This is a genomic window from Enterobacter sp. 22499, from assembly GCF_052044815.1.
Classification (GTDB): domain Bacteria; phylum Pseudomonadota; class Gammaproteobacteria; order Enterobacterales; family Enterobacteriaceae; genus Enterobacter; species Enterobacter bugandensis.
Genome location: NZ_JBQENR010000001.1, coordinates 240244 through 265669 on the forward strand (window position 1 = coordinate 240244; position 25426 = coordinate 265669).

At 59.9% G+C, this 25426-nt stretch carries 8 protein-coding genes; 3 read left to right on the top strand and 5 right to left on the bottom strand.

Annotated elements, in window-relative coordinates:
• Window positions 1-198 precede the first annotated feature (198 nt).
• A complete protein-coding gene (locus ACTJI7_RS01150) occupies window positions 199-867 on the top strand; it encodes an epoxyqueuosine reductase QueH (RefSeq protein WP_063154021.1) in 669 nt (222 codons plus the stop codon).
• Between the two features lie 119 nt (window positions 868-986).
• Complete coding sequence (locus ACTJI7_RS01155) at window positions 987-1259, top strand: DUF883 family protein (protein ID WP_028013089.1); 273 nt, start codon at window positions 987-989, stop codon at window positions 1257-1259.
• A 25-nt stretch (window positions 1260-1284) separates the two neighbouring features.
• Here ACTJI7_RS01155 and ACTJI7_RS01160 read toward each other — a convergent pair whose 3' ends face one another.
• Window positions 1285-2748 carry an EAL domain-containing protein gene (locus tag ACTJI7_RS01160; protein ID WP_063154018.1) on the bottom strand — a complete coding sequence of 488 codons (1464 nt, stop codon included), beginning with the start codon at window positions 2746-2748 and terminating at the stop codon, window positions 1285-1287.
• 281 nt (window positions 2749-3029) lie between these two features.
• Here ACTJI7_RS01160 and ACTJI7_RS01165 point away from each other — a divergent pair, with 281 nt between their 5' ends.
• Window positions 3030-3914 (top strand): hypothetical protein, encoded by an 885-nt coding sequence (locus ACTJI7_RS01165; RefSeq protein ID WP_028013087.1) that lies wholly within the window; start codon window positions 3030-3032, stop codon window positions 3912-3914.
• A gap of 34 nt (window positions 3915-3948) precedes the next feature.
• Here ACTJI7_RS01165 and ACTJI7_RS01170 read toward each other — a convergent pair whose 3' ends face one another.
• From ACTJI7_RS01170 to ACTJI7_RS01185, 4 genes are all read right to left on the bottom strand, one after another.
• Window positions 3949-5124, bottom strand: a complete 1176-nt coding sequence (locus ACTJI7_RS01170) for an HlyD family type I secretion periplasmic adaptor subunit (RefSeq protein ID WP_440669526.1) — start codon at window positions 5122-5124, stop codon at window positions 3949-3951.
• The gene (locus tag ACTJI7_RS01175; protein ID WP_047368514.1) at window positions 5121-7298 is read right to left on the bottom strand and encodes a type I secretion system permease/ATPase; all 2178 of its coding nucleotides are present in this window, start codon (window positions 7296-7298) and stop codon (window positions 5121-5123) included. Before ACTJI7_RS01175 ends, ACTJI7_RS01170 begins: the two co-directional genes overlap by 4 nt.
• A 72-nt stretch (window positions 7299-7370) precedes the next feature.
• The gene (locus ACTJI7_RS01180; RefSeq protein WP_440669528.1) at window positions 7371-8492 is read right to left on the bottom strand and encodes a type I secretion C-terminal target domain-containing protein; all 1122 of its coding nucleotides are present in this window, start codon (window positions 8490-8492) and stop codon (window positions 7371-7373) included.
• Window positions 8493-8510: 18 nt separating this feature from the next.
• Window positions 8511-25376 (bottom strand): Ig-like domain-containing protein, encoded by a 16866-nt coding sequence (locus ACTJI7_RS01185; RefSeq protein WP_440669530.1) that lies wholly within the window; start codon window positions 25374-25376, stop codon window positions 8511-8513.
• Window positions 25377-25426: the final 50 nt, after the last annotated feature.

Genomic DNA, 25426 nt, shown 5'->3' on the forward strand with positions numbered 1-25426 from the left:
CTTAGCTTCTCAGCAACGTCCCGGTGGAATTCACTCAGTTCCATCGGGCTATTACTGCACAGCAACTTACTGATTAACGGCGCCACTCAGTACGAAGTCAAGCCCGCGCGCTAACCCCCGTTCCCGCCAGTACCGTCTGAAGCGCGTTAAAAGTTGTGTTACAATCATATAAATTTCATTAACATATTGTAGAACAACATGAGTACAACCCCCTTCATCCGCCCGCAGCTCACCCTGCCAAACGGCGCCGATAAACTTCTGCTCCACTCCTGCTGCGCCCCCTGCTCCGGTGAAGTCATGGAAGCTATCCAGGCCTCGGGCATTGACTACACCATTTTCTTCTATAACCCCAACATCCATCCGCAAAAGGAATACCTCATCCGTAAGGAAGAAAACATTCGTTTTGCAGAAAAACACGGCGTGCCGTTTGTTGATGCCGATTACGACACTGATAACTGGTTCGAGCGTGCCAAAGGCATGGAGTGGGAGCCCGAGCGCGGCGTCCGCTGCACCATGTGCTTCGATATGCGCTTCGAGCGTACGGCGCTCTTCGCGGCGGAAAATGGTTTCAGCGTTATCAGCAGCTCGCTGGGGATCTCTCGCTGGAAGAATATGCAGCAGATCAATGACTGCGGCCAGCGTGCGGCAGCGCGCTATCCGGGGATGGTCTACTGGGACTACAACTGGCGCAAACAGGGCGGCTCATCACGCATGATTGAGATCAGCAAGCGGGAACAGTTTTACCAGCAGGAATATTGCGGCTGCGTGTATTCCCTTCGGGACAGCAACCTGCACCGCAAGTCTCAGGGCCGCCCGCTTATCCGCATTGGCAAACTGTATTACGGCCAGGATGAGAACGAAAAATAACGCCCTCTTCTGGTGTAGATATATCTGAAAACCGGCCAATTCTCTCCGAAATTTAGCGTTCCGCCTCTCATCTTTTCAAAGAGAGGCTATCCTTTAACTATCAACAAAAGGAGGCAAAAATGTCTGATTTCGGTACTGATAAAAACACCCAGTTTGCTGAAGACAAAGCAAAAAATAAATTTGATGAACTTTCAGGTTCAGCCCAGCAGCAGTTCGGTGAATTCGTTGATTCACCGAAGCATCAGGTAAAAGGTGCTGCGAAAAAATATGCCGCACAGGCCAGCGATGCTGTCTCTGACGTGACTGAAGCGGTCAGAAATAACCCGCTCACCGGTCTTATCGCCGCGGGTGCGGTTGGTATTGTGCTTGGCCTGTTGCTGGGACGCAAATAAACAAGGCCCTTCGGGGCTTTATTTTTTAGCTGAACAATCTCACCATGCGGTCTAATTCCTCCTCTTTCACGGCGCGCGAGAGATAATATCCCTGAAAGTTTTTCACACCCAGCTCGACTAATTTTTCAAACTTCTCCTCACTGTCAACGCCCTCTGCAATACAAGCTGTTCCGGTCATGTCGCTGTAAATCTGTATCGCTTTAATCAGATTATAATCGTTGTCGTTCGCCACAAAATGATCGACGATGTCCCGATCCAGTTTCAGCCCATCAAAATGCACCTGCCTCACGGGGAACATGGCATGATGGCTTGAGAAGCAGTCGTCAAGAAACAGTTTGCACCCCGTATTACGCAGGTGCCGCATGGTTTCTGGGATGCTTTTATCTTTCGTTACATCAATATCTTCCGCGAATTCAAAGACCAGCTTTTCCGCCCACTGGGGGTTAAGCAGCATGCCGATGGCTTTCCTGGCCATCTCTGGCAGCGCGTTCCCGGACGCCAGGCGAGGCGGAATATTAACGGAAAAATAGAATTTACCGTTATATTTATTAATCCCGGACACGGCGGCGTGGATCACCATAGCCGTAATCTTTAGCCATACTTCATAATTAGCGATATCATTCAGAAAACGCGCTGGCTTTACTATTTTACCGTTCTTATTCCAGCGAATAAGTATCTCAAACCCCACCCCTTTCTTATCACGATCGGTAATGATCTGGTAGGCGGGAAATATCTCCCTTTTCACCAGCGCATTAAAAACTTCCGCTTCTTTATCCGTGAAGTCCACTCTTTGATTTTGGCTTTTAATCCGCCTTTCCACTTTTACATTGCGCGGTTCATTCAACCATCGCTTGATACAATGTAATTTCTGCAGACCTTCTTTACGATGGGTGTAAACCGTTTTATTAGAAAGCCTCAGTTTGTCGCACTGGTCTTTTATAGACATGCCGCGATAGAAGTTCAATAAAACATCAACTTCTCTTCTTGTCAGCCATTTGAGCTTTTCTGACGAAGAACAGTCCAGATAGTAATCGCGTAATAAGCGCGAGCGGTCTTTAAAGCCATTATTGTGGGTGTGGAAACAGGTTATTACATCAGATACGCTGGCTATGCGAATCAATGATAATTGATGACTATTATTTAGAAGACTACCCAGGGTTCGATACAGCCAGCTGTCCGGTATATCACCATACAGGGTAACACGACGAATAACAGGAAGTGAATTGAGTACGGATGCCAGTCGCGTCAGGCTCTCCAGGAGAGCTACCGTACCTTTTCCCAGGAACACTACGATGTGAGCGTTTTGATGAATAAGGATATTTTCCTTGTCAGGATCAGATAACTCATCTCCATCAAAGTGAATATGCGCAGTCTCTATGCCGTACTTTTTGAGCAGCAGGTGATATCCCTGAAACGTAAAGCCGCAGGTTGAAATAACAAATCTTTGCTCGTTGCGCGCATCATTCCTGAGAGAAATTGGGTGGGTCATAACCTGCTCCTGGGCACGAAAGCGCCATTATTATTATGAGTATGTAAACCAACAGCGGTGTCTATAATAATTTTACTATACACCATCAGGTTAAGATACTGTTATCAACGCCATGCACTGTAACATCTTTGCGTTAATCACCCTTTTCCCATGCATAAATATAACTCTATATTTCTTTTAAAATACCGACCGCAAGCCACTTTTTCTCAGGTATAATGAAAATTCCGAAAAAGAAGGCTGGATACTTCATCTATCGGCTCATCAAATACGAGAAAAATGCTATGGATAATCACATCTCATCCAGGGCCTTGCTACATCGAAGGGATGTTATAAAAAGCAACCCGCGGTTTAGTGAGGCAATATTAGAGCACTACACAATCAATGACGCCATCTACAAAAAACAACCTTTGTTCTACAAGACAATGCTTCAGGAATCACGGTTTAACATTATTCTTTCCATGTGTTGTTTTATATTTGGCAATCAGGCCGAATCCGTCTCAGAGATAAAAGAGTTATGTTCCCGCTATAAAATAGCCAGCCCCAACAGCGTTATTGCGATCATTACGTTACTCAGAACCACGGGACGCATCAGGACCTGGCGCTGTACGGAAGACCGGCGAAAAACGAGAATTGCCCCAACCGAAAAAGGATTGAATGAACTCAAACGCTATATGTCCGGTGCATTTTTACCCGTCAGCATTCTTTACCCGACGTTTAATATTGATGTAAATCTGCTGGATAATGACACATTGAGAAATAATTTCTTCCGCCGCGCGGCAGAATATCTTTTCCGGGGATTAACGTTCAGAAAAGTTTTACCGGAAGTAGGGTTATTTATTGATAAGGATGGAGGCCGCATGATTATGCTGTATCTTTACCTGCAGGCCATAAAAAACAAATCCGCCCATGGCGCGGTTATTCAATATTCCGCCAGCACGCTCGCTAAAGAATTCTTTGTCTCCCGGATCCACGTCAACCGGATTATCAAATCAGCGCATGAGGCAGGTTATCTTAAAGATCGCGGTGACGGTCGTCTGTCGGTGTATCCGGCGTTTTTCGAACTGGTCGAAAACTATGCCGGATTATATTTCGCCTATGTTACTCATTACATTAACGTGGTGCCGAAGGAGCGACGCCACCCAAACAACGTAACGTCAACGGTATAATACAAATGGCGTTCGGTATCCCGAACGCCAATCTTTATCTTTCGCGCAGCGCCTCTTTTGCCTTGTTCAGCGGTTTCAACAGATAATCCAGGATGGTTTTGCTGCCGGTTTTAATATCTACCGTTGCAATCATCCCTGGAAAGACCGGAAAGTCTTTGCCCTGCTTATTGGTCAGGTGGTTACTGTCGGTGCGGATATAGACGCGGTAGTAGTAGACATCTCTTTTCACCTCGTCCTGCAGGGTGTCCGGCGAAATCATGGTCACCTCGCCCTCCAGCCCGCCATAGATGGAGTAGTCATAGGCCGTAATTTTCACCAGCGCTTTCTGGCCGGGGTGGATAAACGCGACATCGCGCGGCGAGATTTTCGCCTCAACCACCATCTGGTCGTCCAGCGGGACCAGGCTCATCAGCTTGCCGTTCGGGGGAATAACGCCGCCCACGGTCGTCACGTCAATATCCTTCACAATCCCACGCACCGGCGCGTTGAAGGTCAGCCGGGTCAGGGAGTCCTCACGCCCTTTCATCACCGAACGCTGGGCTTCAATCTCCGCGTTGGCTTTCGCCAGCTCTTCACGGGCGCGGACGTAATACTGATTTTTCATCTCGGTGATTTTATTCTCAAGCTCATTTTTTTGACGCTCAAGACGTAACACCTCAACCTTGCTGGCCGCCCCTTGGGTCACCAGCGGACGGGTCAACGACAGCTCGCGCTGCACCAGCTCGGCGCCCTGACGTAAGCCGGCCAGCCCTTTTTCAAGGCTCTCGCGATGGGACTGATAGAGCGCCGTTTCCTGTTTGACCAGCTCAACGTCATCGTCCAGTTCCTCGGGAAACGCGAGTTCCGTGTCGTTAACTTCGGCCTTCAGTCGCGCAGCCGTTGCCAGCGCCGCGTTCAGACGAGACTCGCTCTCCAGCACGCTGGACTCGGTTTTAGTCCGGTCAAGCTGTGCCAACTGCTGACCGCGCTCAACGATATCGCCTTCGCGAACCAGCAGGCTGTGGATAATCCCCCCTTCCAGGGACTGAATCACCTGCTCATGGGAGGACGGTATCACCTTGCCGCTGCCGGTCGTGACTTCGTCCAGCTGGAACAGGCTCGCCCATGCGATAAACACCGCCAGCAGGGCGAACAGCGACCATGCCACCAGCGAGGATCGCGGCAGGCGCGGCTCTTTCAGACGGCTGTTATAACGGGAGAAATCGTTCATGCCGCACCCTCCTCTGCTACAGCCGCCGGCTTCATGGTCACGGTGCGCTGTGCCGCCTTTTGCGGCGCCAGCCCGTGCTGATGCAGGATCGCGTCGCGCGGACCGTCCATCACCACCTTGCCGTTTTCCAGTACAATAATGCGGTCGACCAAATCCAGAATCGGCAGGCGATGGGTTGCTACCACCAGCGTCCGGCGCTTGCCCAGCCATTTGTGAAGATGCTGAATAAACTGCTTCTCGCTCATCTCGTCCAGCCAGGCGGTAGGCTCATCCAGCAGCAGGATATTCGGGGCAGTGATCAGCGCGCGCGCCAGCAGCAGCGCCTGACGCTGTCCGCCGGAGAGGCCCGTTCCGCCCTCGTTGATGATGGTGTTCAGCCCCATTTTCTGCTTACGCACGTACTCCAGCGCGCCGCTATTGACCAGCGCCTGATGAATTTCATCGTCGGTGGCGAGCGGGTTCCCCATCAGGATATTGTCCCGCACGGAGCCAAAGAACAGCCGCGCCTGCTGGCTAAGCAGCTGCATGTCGCGACGCAGGTCGGCCGGGTCCAGATGATTGAGAGCAATATCGTCCAGCAGAATGCTCCCCTGCTGCGGCTCCTGCATGCCCGCCAGAAGCTGCAGCAGCGTGCTTTTACCGGAGCCGTTACGCCCGAGCACCGCCACGCGCTCACCGGCGCGAATCTGCAGTTTGCTGATGTTCAGCACGGTGAGTTTCTCTTCCTCGTCATAGTAGAAGCCGACGTCTTCCAGCCGGTAATCCCCGCGCAGGTGCGCTTTGTGCACCTTCTTGCCGTGCTGCGGATCGTCAATCGGGCGCTGCATCAGGTCGTCCAGCCCCTTGCGGGCCACTTTTGCCGACTGCCAGCGCGAGAGCACGCCAGAGATCTGCGACAGCGGCGCGATGGTACGCGATGCCAGAATCGAGGTTCCCACCAGCGCACCGGTGGTCATGTCGCCGCTGATGACCAGGTAACAGCCCACCAGCAGGACCACCGCATAGACGATGGACTGCACCTCCTGGGTCCAGGTCAACAGCAGCCCCGTCAGCCAGCGCTGCTTCATGCCGACGCTGGCGGCCACGTCGTTGGTGTTGTTCCACTGGTTCTGGAAACGCTGCTCGGCGCGCATCAGCTTGATGTCTTCAATGCCCTGCACCGCCTCCACCAGCGTCGCGTTACGAATGGCGGATTCACGCATCCCTTCGCTGGAGAGTTTCCCCAGCGGGCGCTGCACCAGCAGGCCCGGAATAAGCAGCAGCGGCACGGCGAGCAGGACTACCAGCACCAGTGGGCCGCCAATCATCCACAGAATAAAGACGAACAGAAGGAAGAACGGCAGGTCGGAGATCGCCGCAATGGTGGTCGAGGTGATGAGCTCGCGCACCGACTCCAGCTCGCGGATCTGGGCGATAAACGATCCGGTTGATTTGGAGCGCGCCCCGTTTTTAATTCGCAGCGCGTGGGCAAAGACGCGTTCTGAGATGCGCAGGTCGGCGCGTTTCCCCACCACGTCCGAAATATGCACGCGCAGCATGCGCATGATGAATTCAAACACGATGGCGAGCATGACGCCGCCAAACAGCACCCACAGCGTGGCCTCCGACTGCGACGGTACCACCCTGTCGTACACCTGCATGGAGAAGACCATGCCGGAGAGCGCCAGCACGTTAGCGACCAGCGCCACCAGCATGATGTCGCTGTAGCGGCGCCAGTCCTTCAGCGCCAGCTGCCAGAACCAGTTTTTCTCATACGGTTTGATGTAGTCGTCCACGCGGGCATCCGGCGTAGACTCAAGCGGGCGCAGCACCAGCAGCGTTTTCAACCGTGAGCCGAGCGCGTCCCGCGTTAGCGTCGTCTCCAGCCCGCCGTCGCCGCTGAACTGCAGGCTGACGTTGCCTTCGTTGTCCATGCGGTTAATGACCGCGATTTGACCGCCAGTGAATTCCGCCAGCAGCGGCAGGCGCCACGGATCGAGAGATGTTGCATCCGTCGCCACGCGCATTCCCAGCCCTAGCTGGCGCGCCATCTCCTCCAGCACCAGCTGGCGCGGAGACTGACTTTCATGGTTAATCGTGACCCGAACGTGCTCCACCGAAAAGTCCAGCCGGTAGTGCTTCGCGATGATGAGCATGCCCTGCAGCCAGGGTTCGTACTGTGGATGTGTCTTCATAATCTCCGGGTTAACGCCATTCGTGTAAAGAAACGCCAAAAGGCCGCGAGGATTGCTCCCCGCGGCGTTGGTTTACGCAATTAACAGCTGATGATTCGCCAGCAGCGTCGCCAGGTCCGTCTGCACGCCGTTCAGCGTCACCAGGGTGGTTGGCGAGAACTGGCCGCCGGTACCGTCCAGATCCACCTGGATTTCGGTATTGCTGCCGTTCTGCACCACGCGGACGTAATCGGTGATGTTGCCCGCGCTGCTGTCCAGCGTGGCCACGCCGTTCACGTAGCTCGCCGAGCCCGTGCCGGTATAGCCGCTGCCAGAGAGCAGATCGCGCAGGTCAATACGATCCGTGTCCGCAGTCCCTTCCCAGGTGCCGACGGTGAAGCCGTTCACCACGTCGTGACCGTTACCGCCCGTCGCGTCCGACGCGTTGATCAGCTTGTAGAGCAACGTATCGTGACCGCCGCTGCCGATGTTGAAGGTGTCGTTCCCGCCGCGGCCTTCGAACTGGTTATCACCGCTGTTGCCGGTAATGACGTCGTCGAAGTTCGAGCCGTTGATGCCCTCAATGTTGAGCAGTCGTGACGTACCGAACCCGGTGTCCTGCGCGGTAGAGAGACGCAAATCAACGGTTACGCCGGAGGTCGCATTGCGGTAATCCACCACGTCCATCCCGCCGGTGTTGCTCCAGGTGTCGTAGTCGGAATGGGTATTCCAGCCGCCGGAGCCGTTGTAGGTATAGGTGCCATCCTCTGCGATAAAGGTGTCGTTATACCCGGTCCCGGTGAGGGTCCCGCTGTGGCCGCCTGTAGCTGCTTCGGCCGTCAGGACGTAGCCCTCTTTGCCGTTGCCCGCCTCCAGACCGCTCCAGGTGACGTTATCCGACACGCCGTTGGTGATCTTCAGGATCTCGGCCGAATAGGTTTCATTCGGATCCAGCCCGTAGAAGCTCACCAGCGCAGAGGTATCGTTCGAACCAATACCAGACTGGGCGTTGATGATCTGCGAAGCCACCAACACGCCCGCGGCGTTGTACAGATTGACCGTGTTGCCGTAGAAGGCGTTGATGCCCTCGCTGTCGACAATGTGCAGGTGCATCGCGGTACCGTCAGCAATTTTGGCGCTGTTTTGCACCAGCACCACCTTGCCGTTCTGCTGCGACACCAGCAGATCCTTCGCGCCGTCCCAGTTGTAGTCCACTGCCGCCACGCCGGTGGCTTAGGCCAGACCAGTCTTAAGCTGGCTGGCGGTCCAGCTGGAACCGTAACCGTTGTTGGTGAACAGCGTCGCCGTCTGTGAACCGCCGTAGGTGCTGAGCTTGATGATGTCCATCTGCCCGTCCCCGTTCCAGTCCACCGCCACCGAGAGATACCCCGCCGTGGCGTTAGAGGCTTCCACCGCGCTCTTGGTGGTCGAGAGCTTCCCGGTACCGTCGTTGTAGTAGATCACCCCGCCGTTGTTGTTGTAGCTGCTGCCCAGGTACAGATCCATGTAGCCATCACCGTTGAAATCCGCCCACGTCATAGACGCCGCCGTGGTGGTATTCGCGGCGTTTACCACAAACACGTTGGTCAGGTTCTGGCCGATGGAGAGCGTGCCGTTGCCGTTGTTGTTGATCACGGTTAACGAGTACGCGCCACTGCGGTTGGTGTGCTGAACGATATCCACCGTACCGTCGTTGTTCAGGTCGACGCCGGAGATTTCACGTCCGGAATCGAACTGACCGTAGAAACCGCCCTCCCCGCCGGTGCCGTCCGGCGACAGAACGCCGTTGTTGTTCACCAGGTAGGTCAGTGAGTCCATACCGGCATCGCCGTACGCCAGATCCAGATAGCCATCGCCGGTTTTATCGTACGCAATCACGCCGCCGTACCAGATGGTGGTCCCCATCGCCAGCTGGCTGGCGTTATAGGTGCTGCCATCGTAGGTCCACATCACCTGAGTAGACCCGGCGTAGGTATTCTCGGTCGCGAAGATATCCTGCGTGCCGTTACGGTCAAAGTCGGCGGCAGTCTGGCTCACCACGTAGTAGCCGCGGGTGTTGGTCAGCGTATTGCCGGCATAGGTCGAGCTATCGCTGCTGGAGTAAGCCTGAGTGTTCGCAATGATATTCCACAGACCGCTGCTGTTCATGCCGAAGGTCATGGTGGAGTTGTTGCTGTTCCCCGCCGTGGTCGCCCAGTCGGTATTCACCGTGGTGGTATCAATCACCAGGCTGCCGGTCGCCGTACCGGTGGTATTGCCGTTCCCCGCGCTGCTCTTCACCTGCGCCGTCACGCTGTAGCCCGCCACGCTCAGGGCATCGCCGTCCGGGATCTGCAGGTACCAGGTATTGTGATCCGGGTCGACTACCACGGCACCACCCGTCTGGGAGGTGTAGGTTTTCCCGTTCACCGTCACCACCAGGTATTCACCGTTCACCAGGTCGGCGGAGACGGTACCGCTGACGATTGGGGTGGTATCCGACGTGGTCTGGGCGGTAATCGCCGCCGTGGTGGTCGGGATACTGGTATCAACGTTCAGCACGAAGCCGTCCGATTCCGTGTAGTTACCGGCTTTGTCGGTCACGCGCACGATGTACGTGTGGTTGCCATCGCTCAGGCCGTTATCCTGGAAGGACCAGCTTGCGCTGCCGTTCATGGTCACCTGACCGAGCAGAACGCCGTCGCGGTATAGCTGGACGATCTCGCCGTCTTCAGGAGCGCGGTTGAGCGTACCGTTGATCAGCGGCGCGTTATCGTCCGTGGCTACCGCACTGCCAAAGGTGCCCTGACGCTCGCCTTCACCGTCGGTATAGCTCACTACCGTGCCTACCGTAGCTGGCGGCGTGGTGTCCACCGTCACCACCTGAGAGGCGGTGGAGCCGACGTTGCCCGCCTGGTCGATAATCCGCACCTGCCAGGTGTAGTCTCCGTCAGGCAGAACACGGGTATCGGTGTAGCTCCAGCGCTGGTTGATGACCGTGGCATCAACCCAGGTGTTTCCGCCGTCGAGGCTGATCTGCACCCGTTCGTCGCTCGCCAGCGCGCTGCCCAGCGAGCCGTTGATGGTCAGGGTGGTGTCCATAGTGATGAAATCACTCCCGGACTGCCCGGTATCATCGCTGATGCTGTCGATGGTGATGCCGTACTGCGGCGCCTGGGTATCCACCGTCACGGTCTGGGTGGTAGTGGCACCGACGTTGCCCGCCTGATCGACTACCCGCACCTGATAGCTGTAATCGCCGTCGGCCAGGGTGCGCGTGTCGTTATAGCGCCACTGGGTACCGCTTACCGTGGCATACACCCAGGTGCTGCCGCCGTCCATGCTCACCTGCACGTACTCACCCGCCCCTAACTCTGCGCCAAGCGTGCCATGCAGGGTGTACGAGGTCGAACTGGTCAGGAAGTCGTTATTGTCGAAGCCGGTATCCACGGTGATGTTATCCACCGTCACCGTAATCGCCGCATCCGGGGCGACCGTATCGACGGTCACCTGCTGATGGGCGCTGGCGCCCACGTTGCCCGCCGCATCCACCACGCGCACGTAGTAGTCATAGGTCTGGTTACCCAGCGTACGTCCGTCCACGTAGTACCAGCTGTTGCCGGTGACAATCACGTTCTGCCAGGTGACGCCGCCGTCGATGCTGATCTGGGCATACTCGCCGTCGGCCAGCGTCGCGCCGAGCGAGCCGTGCAGCGTCAGGGACGTATCGTTGGTGATAAAGTCGCTGCTGCTCAGGCCGGTATCGTCGCTGATGCTGTCGATAGCGATCGTTTTGCTGGCGTCCGGCGCAACCGTATCAATCGTCACGACCTGGCTGGCGGTGGCGCTGATGTTGCCTGCGTCGTCAATCACGCGCAGCTGGTAGTTGTAATCCCCGTCGGCCAGCGTACGACCGTCCACGTAGGTCCAGGTCAGGCCGCTCACGCTGACGTCGGTCCAGGTGACGCCGCCGTCGAGGCTGATCTGCGCGTGGTCGCCGCTGCCCAGCGCCGCGCCGAGCGTCCCTTTCAGGCTGATCTGGTTGTCGCTGGTGATAAAGTCGCTGCCGGACAGGCCGGTATCCTGGGTAACGGAATCCACGGTAATGGTCGTTGCCGCAGGCTTCGTCAGGTCAATCACCACGTCCTGGCTGTCCGTTGCCCCCACGTTGCCCGCGCTATCGATCACCCGCACCTGGTACTGATACGTACCGTCCGTCAGGGTGCGACCATCGGTGTAGCGCCACGTGGTGCCGGTCACCGTCAGGTCAATCCAGGTGGTGCCGCCGTCGAGGCTGATCTGCGCCTTCTCGTTATTGCCGAGCTGCGCGGTCAGGGAGCCGTTGACCACTACCTGCTTATCGTTGGTGATGAAATCCGTCGCGCTCAGGCCGGTGTCGTTTTGCAGCGAATCAATGCTGATGCCCATCGACGGCGCGGTGAGATCGACGGTGACGGTGTGGTTATCGCTGGCGCTGTTGCCGATGGCGTTGCTGACCTGCGCCTTAATCACGTACGAACCGCCGTCTGCCAGCGCGGTGACGTCTGCGCTGCCCACCGTGTAGCTCCAGGTGCCGTCATTCTGCACGGTCGCCGCGTAGGTTTTGCCGTTCAGGGTGATGGTCACCGTCTGGCCCGCAGGCGCGTCGGTGGTGCCGCTGACAACCAGCGGCGTGCCGTGTTCGGCCGCATTGACGATATCGTCCTGCGCAAAGGTGTTAATGGTGATGGTTGGGACATCGCCGTTCAGCGTCACGTCATGGGTTGCGCTACCCGGGTTGCCCGCCCTGTCGCTTACCGACGCGGTAATGGTGTAATCCCCGTCGCTCAGGCCGAGGAAATCACGCCCCGGCACGAAGACCGACCACGTTCCGTCCGCCCCGACGGTCGCCTGATAGCTGTGCCCGCTGAAGGAAACGGTTACCGTCTGGCCCTGTTCTGCCGTGGTGGTGCCGCGGATGGTCTGACCCGCCAGCTGCTCCGCGTTGTTGACGATATCGTCATCCGCCACGGTGCTGATGGTCACGGTCGGCGCAGCGGTATCCACCGTTAAGGTGTGCGTGGTCTGGCCGCCGTTACCGGCTTTGTCGTTGACCGACGCGGTGACCGTCAGCGCCCCCTGGCTCAGAGTAGCCAGATCTGCCGCCGGCACATCGAGCGTCCAGGTGCCGTCGCTGCCCACAAGCGCAGTGTAGGTTTTGCCGCCCAGCGTCACGGTGACGGTCTGGCCCGCCTCCGCGCTGGACGATCCGTGTACCGTCAGCGGCTGCTGCGCTTCCAGCGCGTTCAGCATGTCGTCACCCGACAGTGTCGCAATGCTCACGACAGGCGCGGTGGTATCCACGCTGATGCCGTGCGTCGCCGAGGCGCTGTTGCCCGCGCTGTCCTGCGCCGACACGGATACCTGATAGCTCGCGCCATCGGCCAGGGCACCCACGTCTGCGGCCGGAACGGTGGTCGTCCAGCTGCCGTCGTTCTGGATGGTGGCCGTATAGGTCTTGCCGTTCAGCGTCACGGTGACCTGCGTCCCGCTGGCGAACTGGGCGCTGGAGCCGTTAATCACCAGCGAACTACCCGCTTCTGCCGCGTTGATGACGTCGTCACCGCTGAGGGTGTTCACCGTCAGCGCCACGGAAGCCGTATTCACCACCACATCGTGAGTCTGGGTGCTGCTGTTGCCCGCGCTGTCGGTAATGGTCGCGCTAATGGTCACGGTGCCGTCGGTCAGGGCAGAAATCACGCTGGCCGGAACGCCCACGCTCCAGTTGCCGCTGGCGTCAACGGTGGTGGTGTACTGGTTTGAACCGATGGTGATGACCAGCTTATCGCCGACGCTCGCGCCGGTTGCCGTGCCGCTCACGATCTGCGCCTGCCCGTGCTCCACGCTGTTGATGACGTCATCGCCCGCCACAGCCTTAAAGCTGACGGACGGCGGTGTGGTATCAAGCGTAATCGCTTTGCCCGCGCTGCCCGGGTTACCCGCGGCGTCGCTCACGCTGACCTGCACGGTGTAGCCGTTATCGGCCAGTGCGGAGAGGTCAGTGCCCGGCACGTTGACGCTCCAGATACCGCCCTGCTGCACCTGAGCGCTATAGCTCTTGCCGCCCAGCGTCACGGTGACCGTCTGCCCGGCTTCCGCTGTGGTGGTGCCGGAGATGGTCACGCCCGCAGCCGCTTCGCTGCCGTTAATCACGTTATCACCTGCCACCGTATCAATCGTCACGGTCGGCGCGGTCGCATCCACGCTGTACTCGCGGCCTGCCGTCGCGCTGTTGCCGTGCACGTTGGTGACGCTCACCTGCACGCTGGCGTCGCCGTCCTTCAGGCCCGCGAGATCCGCGGAAGGCACGGTGGCCGTCCAGTTGCCGTCGGCATCCACTTTCGCGGTGTAGGTTTTTCCGCCGAAGGCGATTGTGACGGTCTGGTTTTCCTCCACGTTCGAGGTGCTGCCCGAGAGCACCAGATCCGCGCCTTTCTCCGCCGCGTTAATCACGTCGTCGGTGGCGATCGCATCGATGCTGATAGCCACAGCCGCCAGATCGACGGTGACGTCGTGACTGATGGAGACCGGGTTGCCCGCGCTGCTCTGGCCTGCCACGGTGACGGTCACCGCGCCTGCTGCCAGGGCACCCACGTCTGCGGCCGGGATCGCCGCGCTCCAGGTACCGTTCGCCAGCACGGAGGCCGCATAGGTTTTGCCGTTAACGGTCACGGTGAGCGTGGTGCCCGCCGCCAGCCCGTCGCTGGAGCCGGTGACGATCAGGTTCTGTCCGTGCTCGATGCTGTTGATCACATCATCGCCCGCCACGGTATTGATACGCAGACCCGGCAGGCTGGCGTCTATAACGATTTCGCGCTCGCCCGCGCCGGTATTGCCGTGGCCGTTGGTGACGGTCGCCGACACGGTCAAATCGCCGTTGCCCAAGGCCGTCAGGACGGACTCCGGCACGCTCACGGACCAGGTCAGATCGCTCTGCACCGTCGCGGTGTAGCTGTTGCCGCCGATGTTCACCGTCACCGTGTTACCGGCTTCCGCGTTCGCCACCTTACCGGTGATGGTCTGGCCTGCCGCCACTTCTGCCGCGTTGATGACGTTATCACCCGCCACGGTGTTGATGGTGACGGTCGGCAGCGCGGTGTCGACCAGCAGGTTCGCCGTATTGCTGACGCTATTGCCCACGCCGTTGGTCGCGGCTGCGCTCAGGGTGTAATTCGCTTCGCCCAGACCCGCCAGATCCACCGCCGGAACCGTCAGGCTCCAGGTGCCGTCTGCGGCGGTAGTTGCAGTGTAGTTTTTTCCGTTGAGGGTCACGGTCACCAGGGTGCCTTCCGCGAGGTTGGCGCTGGTGCCGCTGACGCTCAGATCCTGACCTTTTTCCACCGCGTTCAGGACATTATCGCCGCTGATGGCGTTAAAGCCCACGGACGGCAGCCCGGTGTCCACGGTGACGTTATGGCTGCCGCTGCCGGTGTTGCCCGCCGCGTCGGTAACAGACGCAATGACGGTCACGGTGCCGTCGCTGAGGCCGGAAATCACGCTCGCCGGAACGCCCACGCTCCAGTTCCCCGCCGCGTCCAGCACGGTGGTGTAAGTCTGGCCGCCGATGGTCACGGTGACCTTATCGCCCGCTGCTGCGCCGGTGGCGGTGCCGCTAATGATTTGCGCCTGCGCGTGCTCAGCGAGGTTAATCACGTCGTCGCCCGCCACGGTGTTGATGGTCACCGCAGGCACGGTCACGTCCACCGTCAGGTTATGGTTTACGGATGCCGGGTTGCCCGCCTTGTCGCTTACGCTCGCGGTCACGGCGACGCTGCCGTCGCTGAGCGACGCCAGATCCGCCGCCGGAACGTCCAGCGTCCAGCTGCCGTTAGCGCTGACGGTTGTGGTGTAGTCCTTGCCGTTCAGCGACACGGTCACGGTCTGGCCCGCTTCGGCGGTGCTGGTGCCGGAAACCGTCAGGTCAGACTGCGCTTCCGTGGCGTTCAGGATGTCGTCAGTCGCCATCGTATTGATGGTGACGGACGGCGCAGTGGCATCCACGCTGTACTCGCGGCCCGCCGAAGCGCTGTTGCCGTTCACGTTGGTGACGCTCACCTGCAGGCGGGCGTCGCCGTCCTTGAGGCTCGCCAGATCCGCAGCCGGCACGGTATAGGTCCAGTTGCCGTCTGCTTCTACGGTAGTGGTGTAGATTTTACCGTTCAGGCTCAGGGTGACGGTCTGCCCGGCTTCCACGTTGGTGGTCGCGCCGGACAGCACCAGATCCGCCCCTTTCTCCGCCGCGTTGATCACGTCGTCGGTGGCAATGGCGTTGATGCTGATGGCAACGGTAGCCAGATCCACGGTCACGTCGTGGCTGATGGTAATCGCATTACCCGCCGCGCTGTCGCCGGTGACGCTGATTTTTACTGTGCCTTCCGGCCACGCGCTCACGTCCGCAGACGGAACCGCCGCGCTCCAGGTGCCGTCCGCCAGCACCGTCGCCGCATAGTCTTTGCCGTTCACGGTAACGGTCAGCGCCGTGCCCGCCGCCAGCCCGTCGCTGGAGCCGGAAACGATCAGGTTCTGCGCATGCTCAATGCTGTTGACCACGTCGTCGCCCGCCACGGTGTTCACGCGCAGGCCCGGCAGGTTAGCGTCGATCGCGATCTCACGCTCGCCGCTGCCGGTGTTGCCGTGGCCGTTGGTGACGGTTGCCGTCACGCTCAGGCTGCCGTTGCCGAGTGCGGTCAGCACATCAGACGGCACGTTCACGGACCAGCTCAGATCGTTCTGCACCGTTGCGGTATAGCTGTTGCCGCCAATGGTCACGGTTACGGTGTTGCCCGCTTCGGCATTCGCCACGGTACCGCTCAGGGTCTGGCCTGCCGCCACTTCCGCCGCGTTGATAACGTTATCGCCCGCCACGGTGTTGATGGTGACGGTCGGCAGCGCGGTGTCGACCAGCAGGTTCGCAGCGCTGCTCACGCTGTTGCCCACGCCGTTGGTGGCGGCCACATTGAGGGTGTAACTGGCCTGACCGAGACCGGCCAGATCCGCAGCCGGAACCGTCAGGCTCCAGGTGCCGTCCGCAGCGGTCGTTGCGGTGTAGTTTTTACCGTTGAGGGTCACGGTTACCACGGTGCCTTCCGCCAGGTTGGCGCTGGTGCCGCTGACGCTCAGATCCTGACCTTTTTCCACCGCATTCAGAACGTTATCGCCGCTGATGGCGTTAAAGCCCACGGACGGCAGCCCGGTATCAACGGTCACGTTATGGGTGCCGCTGCCGGTGTTGCCCGCCGCGTCGGTAACAGACGCAGTGACGGTCACGGTGCCGTCGCTGAGGCCGGAAATCACGCTGGCCGGGACGCCCACGCTCCAGTTACCTGCCGCGTCCAGCACGGTGGTGTAAGTCTGGCCGCCGATGGTAACGGTGACCTTATCGCCCGCTGCCGCGCCGGTGGCGGTGCCGCTGATAATCTGCGCCTGACCGTGCTCGGCGACGTTAATCACGTCGTCGCCCGCCACGGTGTTGATGGTGACCGCAGGGACGGTCACGTCCACCGTCAGGTTATGGTTTACGGATGCCGGGTTGCCCGCCTTGTCGCTCACGCTCGCGGTTACGGTCACGCTGCCGTCGCTGAGCGCCGCCAGATCCGCCGCCGGAACGTTCAGCGTCCAGCTGCCGTCCGCGCTGACGGTTGTGGTGTAGTCTTTGCCGTTCAGCGACACGGTCACGGTCTGGCCCGCTTCGGCGGTGCTGCTGCCGGAAATCGTCAGGTCAGACTGCGCTTCCGTGGCGTTCAGGATGTCGTCAGTCGCAATCGTATTAATGGTGACGGATGGCGCGGTGGCATCCACGCTGTACTCGCGGCCCGCCGAGGCGCTGTTGCCGTTCACGTTGGTGACGCTTACCTGCACGCTGGCGTCACCGTCCTTCAGGCCCGCCAGATCTGCCGCTGGCACCGTGGCGGTCCATTTACCCTCAGCGTCCACCGTGGCGGTGTAGTTCTTGCCGCCGAAGGTGATGGTGACGGTTTGATTTTCCTCCACGTTTGAGGTGGTGCCGGAGAGCACCAGATCCGCCCCTTTCTCCGCCGCGTTAATCACGTCGTCGGTGGCAATGGCGTCGATGCTGATAGCGACGTTCGCCAGATCCACCGTCACATCGTGGCTGATGGAAACCGGATTGCCCGCGCTGCTCTGGCCTTCAACGGTCACGGTGACCGTGCCCGCTGCCAGGGCACTTACGTCCGCAGAAGGGAGAGCCGCGCTCCATGTACCGTCCGCCAGTACCGTCGCGGGATAGGTTTTGCCGTTGACGGTAACGGTCAGCGCCGTGCCTGCGCTCAGGCCATTGCTGGAACCGGTAATAATCAGGTTCTGTCCGTGCTCGATGCTGTTGATCACGTCGTCGCCCGCCACGGTGTCCACGCGCAGACCCGGCAGGCTGGCGTCTATCGCGATCTCACGCTCGCCGCTGCCGCTGTTGCCTACGCCGTTCGTCACGCTGGCGGTTACAGTCAGATCGCCGTTGCCCAGCGCCGTCAGGACCGATTCCGGTACATCGACGGACCAGGTCAGATCGCTCTGTACCGTTGCGGTGTAGCTGTTGCCGCCAATCGTTACGGTCACGGTGTTGCCCGCTTCGGCATTCACCACGGTGCCGCTAATAGTCTGGCCTGCGGCCACTTCTGCCGCGTTGATGACGTCATCGCCTGCCACGGTGTTGATCGTGACGCCCGGCAGAACGGACTCCACGTTGACGGTGTGCGAGGTGCTGGTGCTGTTGCCGACGCTGTCCGTTGCGGAGGCAGTGACGGTGTAAAGCGCTTCACCCAGTTGACCTACTTCGCTCGCCGGAACGGTCGTGGACCATTTACCGTTGGCCTCAACCGTGGCGCTGTAGGCTTTGCCGTTGAGCATCACGGTCACCACCGCGCCCGCCGCCAGTCCGGAAGCCGTACCGTTGATGGTCAGATCCTGCGTTTTCTCGCTGCTGTTGATCACATCGTCACCGGAGACGGTGTCAATGGTCAGCACCGGCGCGCTCAGGTTGACTTCCACCTCGCGCGTCGCGCTGTTGCTGTTTCCGGCTTTGTCGGTCAGCGCCGCGGTGATGGTGTAATCCCCGGCGGTCAGGGCACCGACGTCCGCCGCAGGCACGCCCACGCTCCAGTTGCCGGAAGCATCCAGCGTCGCCGTGTAATCTTTGTTATTGATGGTGACGGTCACCACGTCGCCCGCCGCCGCGCCGGTCACTGAGCCGGTAACGATCAGAGCCTGCCCGTGCTCGGCGCTGTTGATCACGTCGTCATCGGAAACGGTGTTGATGGTCAGCTGTGGCACGGTGGTATCGACCAGCACATCGCGAGCCGCAGAGGCCGGGTTGCCCGCTTTGTCCGACACGGCGGCGCTGATGGTATAGTTCCCGTCGGTAATCGCGCCCAGATCCGCAGAAGGCACGGTCACGCTCCAGCTGCCGTTTGCCTGCACGGTGGTGGTGTAATCCACGCCGTTCAGCGTGACGGTCACGGTCTGGCCCGCTTCGGCGTTAGAGACGCCGTTGACGACCAGATCCTGCTGCGCTTCGGCGGCATTGATGATGTTGTTGTCGCTGACGATTTCGATGGAGACCGTCGGCGCGGTGGCGTCCACGCCGTACTCGCGTCCCGCCGAGGCGCTGTTGCCGTTCACGTTGGTGACGCTCACCTGCACGCTGGCGTCGCCATCCTTCAGGCCAGCCAGATCTGCCGACGGCACGGTCGCCGTCCAGTTGCCGCTGGCATCCACTTTCGCCGTGTAGGACTTGCCGCCGAACGTGATGTAAACCGTCTGGTTCTCTTCCACGTTGCTGGTGGAACCTGAAAGCACCAGATCTGCGCCTTTTTCTGCCGCATTAATCACGTCGTCGGTCGCAATCGCGTCAATGCTGATAGCAACCGTCGCCAGATCGACCTTCACGTCGTGGCTGATGGAGACCGGGTTGCCTGCCGCGCTATTTCCCTCGACCTTCACGGTGACCGTGCCTGCGCCGAGCGCGCTGACGTCTGCCGCCGGAATGGCCGCCGTCCAGGTACCGTCTGCCAGCACAGTGGCCGCGTAGGTTTTGCCGTTGACGATCACGCTCAGCGCCGCGCCCGCTGCCAGGCCGTCGCTGGAGCCGGTAATAATCAGGTTTTGCGCGTGCTCAATGCTGTTGATCACATCGTCGCCCGCCACGGCATCGACGCGCAGGCCCGGCAGGTTGGCGTCTATAACGATTTCGCGCTCGCCGGTTCCGGTGTTGCCGTGGCCGTTGGTGACGCTGGCTGACACCGTCAGTTCGCCGTTACCGATGGCGGTTAAGACCGTGGACGGCACGTTGACCGACCAACTCAGATCGTCCTGAACCGTCGCGGTATACGTATTGCCGCCGATTGAAAGGGTGACAGTGTCACCGCTCGCCGCGCCGCTCACCTTCCCGCTCAGGGTTTGTCCGGAAGCGACTTCCGCCGCGTTAATCACGTCATCGATGGCGATTGCGTTAATGGTGACCTGCGGCAACGCGCTGTCGACCAGCACGCTATGGCTGGCGTTCGCGCCGTTGCCTGCGCTATCGGTCACGCTTGCCGTGACGGTATAGCTCGCTTCGCCCAGCGCAGAGACGTTCGCCGCCGGAACGGTCACGCTCCAGCCGCCGCTGGCGTTGGTGTTCGCGGCGTAGCTGATGCCGTTCAGGATCACCGTAATGGCTGTACCTTCCGGCTGGTTGCTGGTGCCCGAAATCAGCAGGTCCTGGCCTTTCTCGACCGCGTTAATCACGTCGTCAAGCGCCAGGGTATTGATGGCAATCTCCGGCGCAGCCAGGGAGACGTCAAATTCATGCGTGGCGGTGGTGCTGTTACCCGCTTTGTCGGTGAGGGTCGCGGAAATCGTCTGCTCGCCGTTAGCCAGCGCGCCCACGTCTGCCGCCGGAACGCCCACGCTCCAGCTTCCGGACGCGTCCAGCATCGCGGTGTAGTCTTTGCCGTTCAGGGTGACGGTAATGACGTCACCCGCCTGCGCGCCCGTGACCTTGCCGGAGACGATCAGCGCCTGGCCGTGCTCGGCAATATTCACGATGTCGTCGCCCGCAACGATGTTAAAACTAATCTGCGGCACGGTGGTATCCACCAGCACGGAGGCATCCGCGCTGGCCGGGTTGCCGGCTTTGTCGGATACGGAAGCCGTGACCGTGGCGTTACCGTCGGTAATGCCCGCCAGATCGGCTGCCGGCACGTCCAGCGTCCAGCTACCGTCAGCCTGCACCTGCGCGGTGTACTGGTTGCCGTTGAAGGTTACGCTGACCGTCTGGCCTGCTTCGGCAGTGGACGTCCCGCTCAGGGTCAGATCCTGCGCTGCCTCAGCCGCATTCAGCATGTTGTCGCCGCTGATGGTATTGATGGTCACCGTTGGCGCGGCGGTATCGACGCTGAACTCCTGCGCAGACGACGCCGCGTTGCCGTTCAGATTGCTCACGCTGACCTTCACGCTGGCGTCGCCGTCCTTCAGGCCGCTCAAATCGGCTGCCGGTACGGTGTACGTCCAGTCGCCGTTGGCGTTCACCGTCGTGGTGTAGGTTTTACCCGCAAAGGTGATGGTGACGGTCTGGCCCGCTTCTACGTTCGCGGAGGAGCCGGAAAGCACCAGATCCTGACCTTTTTCTGCCGCGTTGAGCACGTTGTCCGCGGTCACGCTGTTGATGCTGACGGCGACCGGCGCGAGATCGACGTCCACGATGGTGCCGATAGTCACCGGGTTGCCGGAAGGATCCTGCGCGCTTGCCTTGATATCCAGCGAACCGTCCGCCCACTGGGACACGTCCGCTGCCGGAACCGCCGCCTGCCAGGTACCGTCCGCCAGTACGGTTGCGGAATAGATCTTGCCGTTAATGGTCACCGTGACGGTGCTGCCCGCTGCCAGATCGGTGCTTGAACCGGAAACAATCAGGTTCTGAGCGTGCTCAATGACGTTAATGACGTCATCACCCGCCACGGTATCAATACGCAGGCCCGGCAGTTGGGCGTCGATGGTGAAGTCCAGCGAAGACGAACCGGTATTACCGTGCGCGTTGGTAACGCTGGCCGATACGGTCAGTTCGCCGTTGCCGAGCGCGGTTAACTGGCTCTCGGTTAACGGCAGGCTCCATGAGAGATCGTCCTGCACGGTAGCGGTGTATGTCTGCCCGCCGAGGATAATCGTGACGGTATCGCCCGATGCCGCGTTAGAGACCTTCCCGGTCAGGGTTTGCCCTGCGGTGACTTCCGCCGCGTTGACGATATTGTCTGTCGCGAAAGTGTTGATAGTGACGACCGGCAACGCGCTGTCCACCAGCACATCGTGCGAGGTTGAGGCGCTGTTGCCCACATTATCGGTAACGCTCGCCGTCACGGTGTAATTGGCTTCGCCCAGCGCGCTCACCGCAGAGGCGGGCACGGTGACGCTCCAGCTGCCGCTGGCGTTAGTGGTGGTGGTGTAGTTGATACCGTTCAGGTTTACGGTGATGGTGGTCCCTTCCGGCTGGTTGCTGGTACCGGAAAGCAGCAGATCTTTGCCCTTCTCTGCCGCATTGATCACGTCATCTACGGCCAGGGTGTTAATACCGATAACAGGCGTCACGGTATTCACCACCACATCCAGAGAACTGCTGCCGGTGTTGCCGGACCGATCGGTCACGGAGACGTTAATGGTCCATGTGCCGTCCGTCAGCCCCTGAACGACGGATGCAGGCAGGCCGAGGCTCCAGTTGCCCGCCGCGTCCACCGCGGTGGTGTAGTCCACGTTATTAATAGTGATGGTGACCAAATCGCCCGCCGCAGCGCCAGTGACGGAGCCGCTCAGGATCTGCGCCTGAGAATGGGCCAGCTGGTTAACGGTGTTGGTGTCGGTGACAAAGTCATTAATGGTCACCTGCGGCACGGTGGCATCCACCAGACCAACGCGGTCCGCACTGCTGCTGTTACCTGCCACGTCGCTGACGGAGGCCGTCACGGTGACAGTGCCGTCTGCCAGCGCGCCAACGTCGGCGGCAGGCACGTTCAGCGTCCAGGTGCCGTCAGCTTGCACGGTAGTTTGATAGTTTTTGCCGTTCAGCGTCACGGTGACCGTCTGGCCCGCTTCAGCGGTTGTGCTGCCGCTGAGCACCAGATCCTGCTGCGCTTCTGCCGCATTGATGATGTTGTTGTCGGTCAGATTATCGAGCGTAATGGCTGGCGGCTGCGTATCGACGGCCACCACGCGTGAGGCGTCCGCGCTGTTGCCGCTGACGTTGGTCACGCTGACGCTTACCTGCGCCCGCCCGTCAATCAGCGTTTCCATAGCGCTGGCAGGCACGGTCAGGCTCCAGGAACCGTCCTGCTGCACCTGCGCGGTAAAAGTCTGGTCGGCAAATTTCACCACCACGGTTTGCCCCGCCTCCACGCCCTGCGTCTGGCCGGAAAGGGTTAAATCGCTCCCTTTTTCTGCCGCGTTCAGCAGGTCATCGCCGGAGACGGTATCAATGGTGACCGCCACGGCGTTGAGATCGAGTTCAATCGGGTGTTCAGCCGCAACGGTGTTGCCCCAGGCATCTTCCGCGCTGACGCTGACCGTCATACCTCCGGCCGTCCAGGCCTGCAGATCCGCAGCAGGAACGCCAATGCTCCAGCCGCCGCTGGCGGTCACCACGGCGTGATAGTCGACGCTGTTAATGGTGACGACAATCGGCGTACCTGCGGCCAGATGGGTGCTGGCGCCGGTGACGGTCAGATCCTGCTGTTGCTCGATGGCGTTGATTACGTCATCGCCGGAAATGGTGTTTACGCGCAGACCCGGCAGTTCCGCGTTGATATTGATATCGCGCTCGCCGGTGCCGGTATTACCGTGCCCGTTGGTCACGGAGGCGGTAAAGGTCAAATCCCCGTCGCCAAACGCCTGAAGATCCGCTGAAGGGATTGTGACGTTCCAGGTCAGATCGCTGCCCACCGTGGCGCTGTAACTCTTACCGCCAACGGTAACAGACACCGTATCGCCCGCCGCCGCGCCGGTAACGCGGCCACTGAGGGTTTGGTCAACGCCCGCTTCGGCGTTATTAACCAGGTTATCTCCCGCAAAGGTGTTAATGATCACCTTCGGCAGCACGGTATCGACCAGCAGATTCGCCTCTGCGGAGCCGCTGTTACCCACGCTGTCGGTGCCGCTGACGCTGACGCTATAAAGGGTGTTCGCCAGATTCAGGACGTCGGATACCGGCACCTGAACCGCCCAGATACCGTTTTCGACGGTCGCCTGATAGCTGACGTTATTCAGCGTCACGGTAACGGCGCTGCCGTCCGTCAGGTTGCTGGTGCCGCTCAGGCTCAGCGGCTGCATCGCCTCCCGTGCATTCAGCACGTTGTCCTGGCTGATGGCGTCAATCGTAAATTCCGGCGGGTTGCCGCTCAGCGCAATGCCGTGCGTGGCGCTACCGGTGTTCCCCGCTGCGTCGGTGACGGAGACGGCAAGGGTGTGGTTGCCCTCACCCAGCGCGCCGACGACGGAGGCAGGAACGCCCACGCTCCAGCTGCCGTCTGCCTGTACGACGCCGGTGAAGGTCTGGCCGCCAACGGTCACGGTGACGACATCGCCTGCCGCCGCGCCGCTCGCCTGCCCGGAAATAATCTGCGCCTGTCCCTGCTCGCTGGTGTTGAGGATATCGTCGCCCGCGACGGTGTTGATGGTGACGACCGGCGCGTTGGTATCTACCGTGAAATCCGCGGTTACGGACGAGCCGTTGCCTGCTTTGTCGCTGACGTTCACCGTCAGGGTGTGGTGACCCTCATTAAGGGCCTGCACCTCGCTGGCCGCCAGCGTGACGGACCAGGTGCCGTCGCTGCCCACCGTGGCGTTATAATTTTTGCCGTTCAGCGTCACCGTCACAATCTGCCCGGCTTCCGCGTTGGTTTTACCACTCAGCGTCAGCGGCTGGTTGTGCTCAGCGGCATTAATGATGTTGTCCTGCGCGAGCGTATCGACGGAGAGCGTTGGCGCAGCGGTATCCACGCCAATCGTCTGGCTTCCGCTCACGGTGTTACCCGCCGCGTCTTTGCCGCTGACGCTGACGGTCCAGGTACCGTCGCTGAGCGCCTGCGCGTCTGCCGCAGGCACGTTAACGCTCCACGCGCCGTCTGCTCCCACCTGAGCGGTGTAGGCTTTGCCGTTCAGCGTTACGGAAACGTCGGTTCCCTGCGCCAGATGCTGGCTGCTGCCGGACAGCGTAAAGCCTGCGGACTGTTCGCTGGCGTTAATCACGTTGTCACCCGCCGTTGTCACCAGCGTAAGCGTGGCCTCGGACGTAGAAACGGTCACGGTGATGTTGCCCGCTGACGTGGTTTTACTGCCGTCGATCTGCACCACCGACCAGGTGTGCTCTCCGTCGGCCTGGGTCGGGAGTTTTACCGTCCAGGTGCCGTCTTTACCGACCATCGCGCTGGCGATGGTGCTGCCGCTGCCGTCTTTAATCTGGATGGTCGCGCCCGGCTGACCGGTACCACTGAAGGTCGGCGCGTTATCGTCCGTGAGGGCGTTTGCGCTCAGCACTCCCTGCTTGTCGCCAACCTTGTCCGACAGCAGGAAGGTCGGCGTGGCGCTTTCCACTTCTTTGGTGTTATCAATGACTTTCGTTTTGGTTTCGCCGTCACCGCCGTGGGCCAGCAGTGCGCCGATAGCACCGCCGCCTAACGCCGCCCCTGCAATCCAGCCCCACGGGGCATCGCTTAAGACGCTTCCCTGCTCCAGGAAAGGTTCAATGCTGCTAATGGGTGTGGCCTGCGCGGTTAATTCAGTAGCGGCAACGCCTGACGCTTCCCCGGCATCGGCAAAAGAGAGATGAGTCAGTTCCTGCCCGTCGTTGAACACCAGCTCTGACTGATGTTGGGTTTCAGGATCTTCAACAAAATAGTTATTGCAGCGAATAACGCTGCCGTCCTTCATATAAATGAGAAGGTCTTTACCCTGGCGGACATAACGCACCACGTCCTGAGCAGAGCCCTGAATTTCAATCACGCTCGGCGATGAAATAGAGACCGACAGATTTCCTTCGCCGGTTAATTTCGTTTTCTCCGCCGTTTTGCGAATGATGACATCAACAACCTTTACGTTACTCATATTCCTCTCCTTGCAGGTGTACGGATCCCTGTGGATATATCCACCAGACG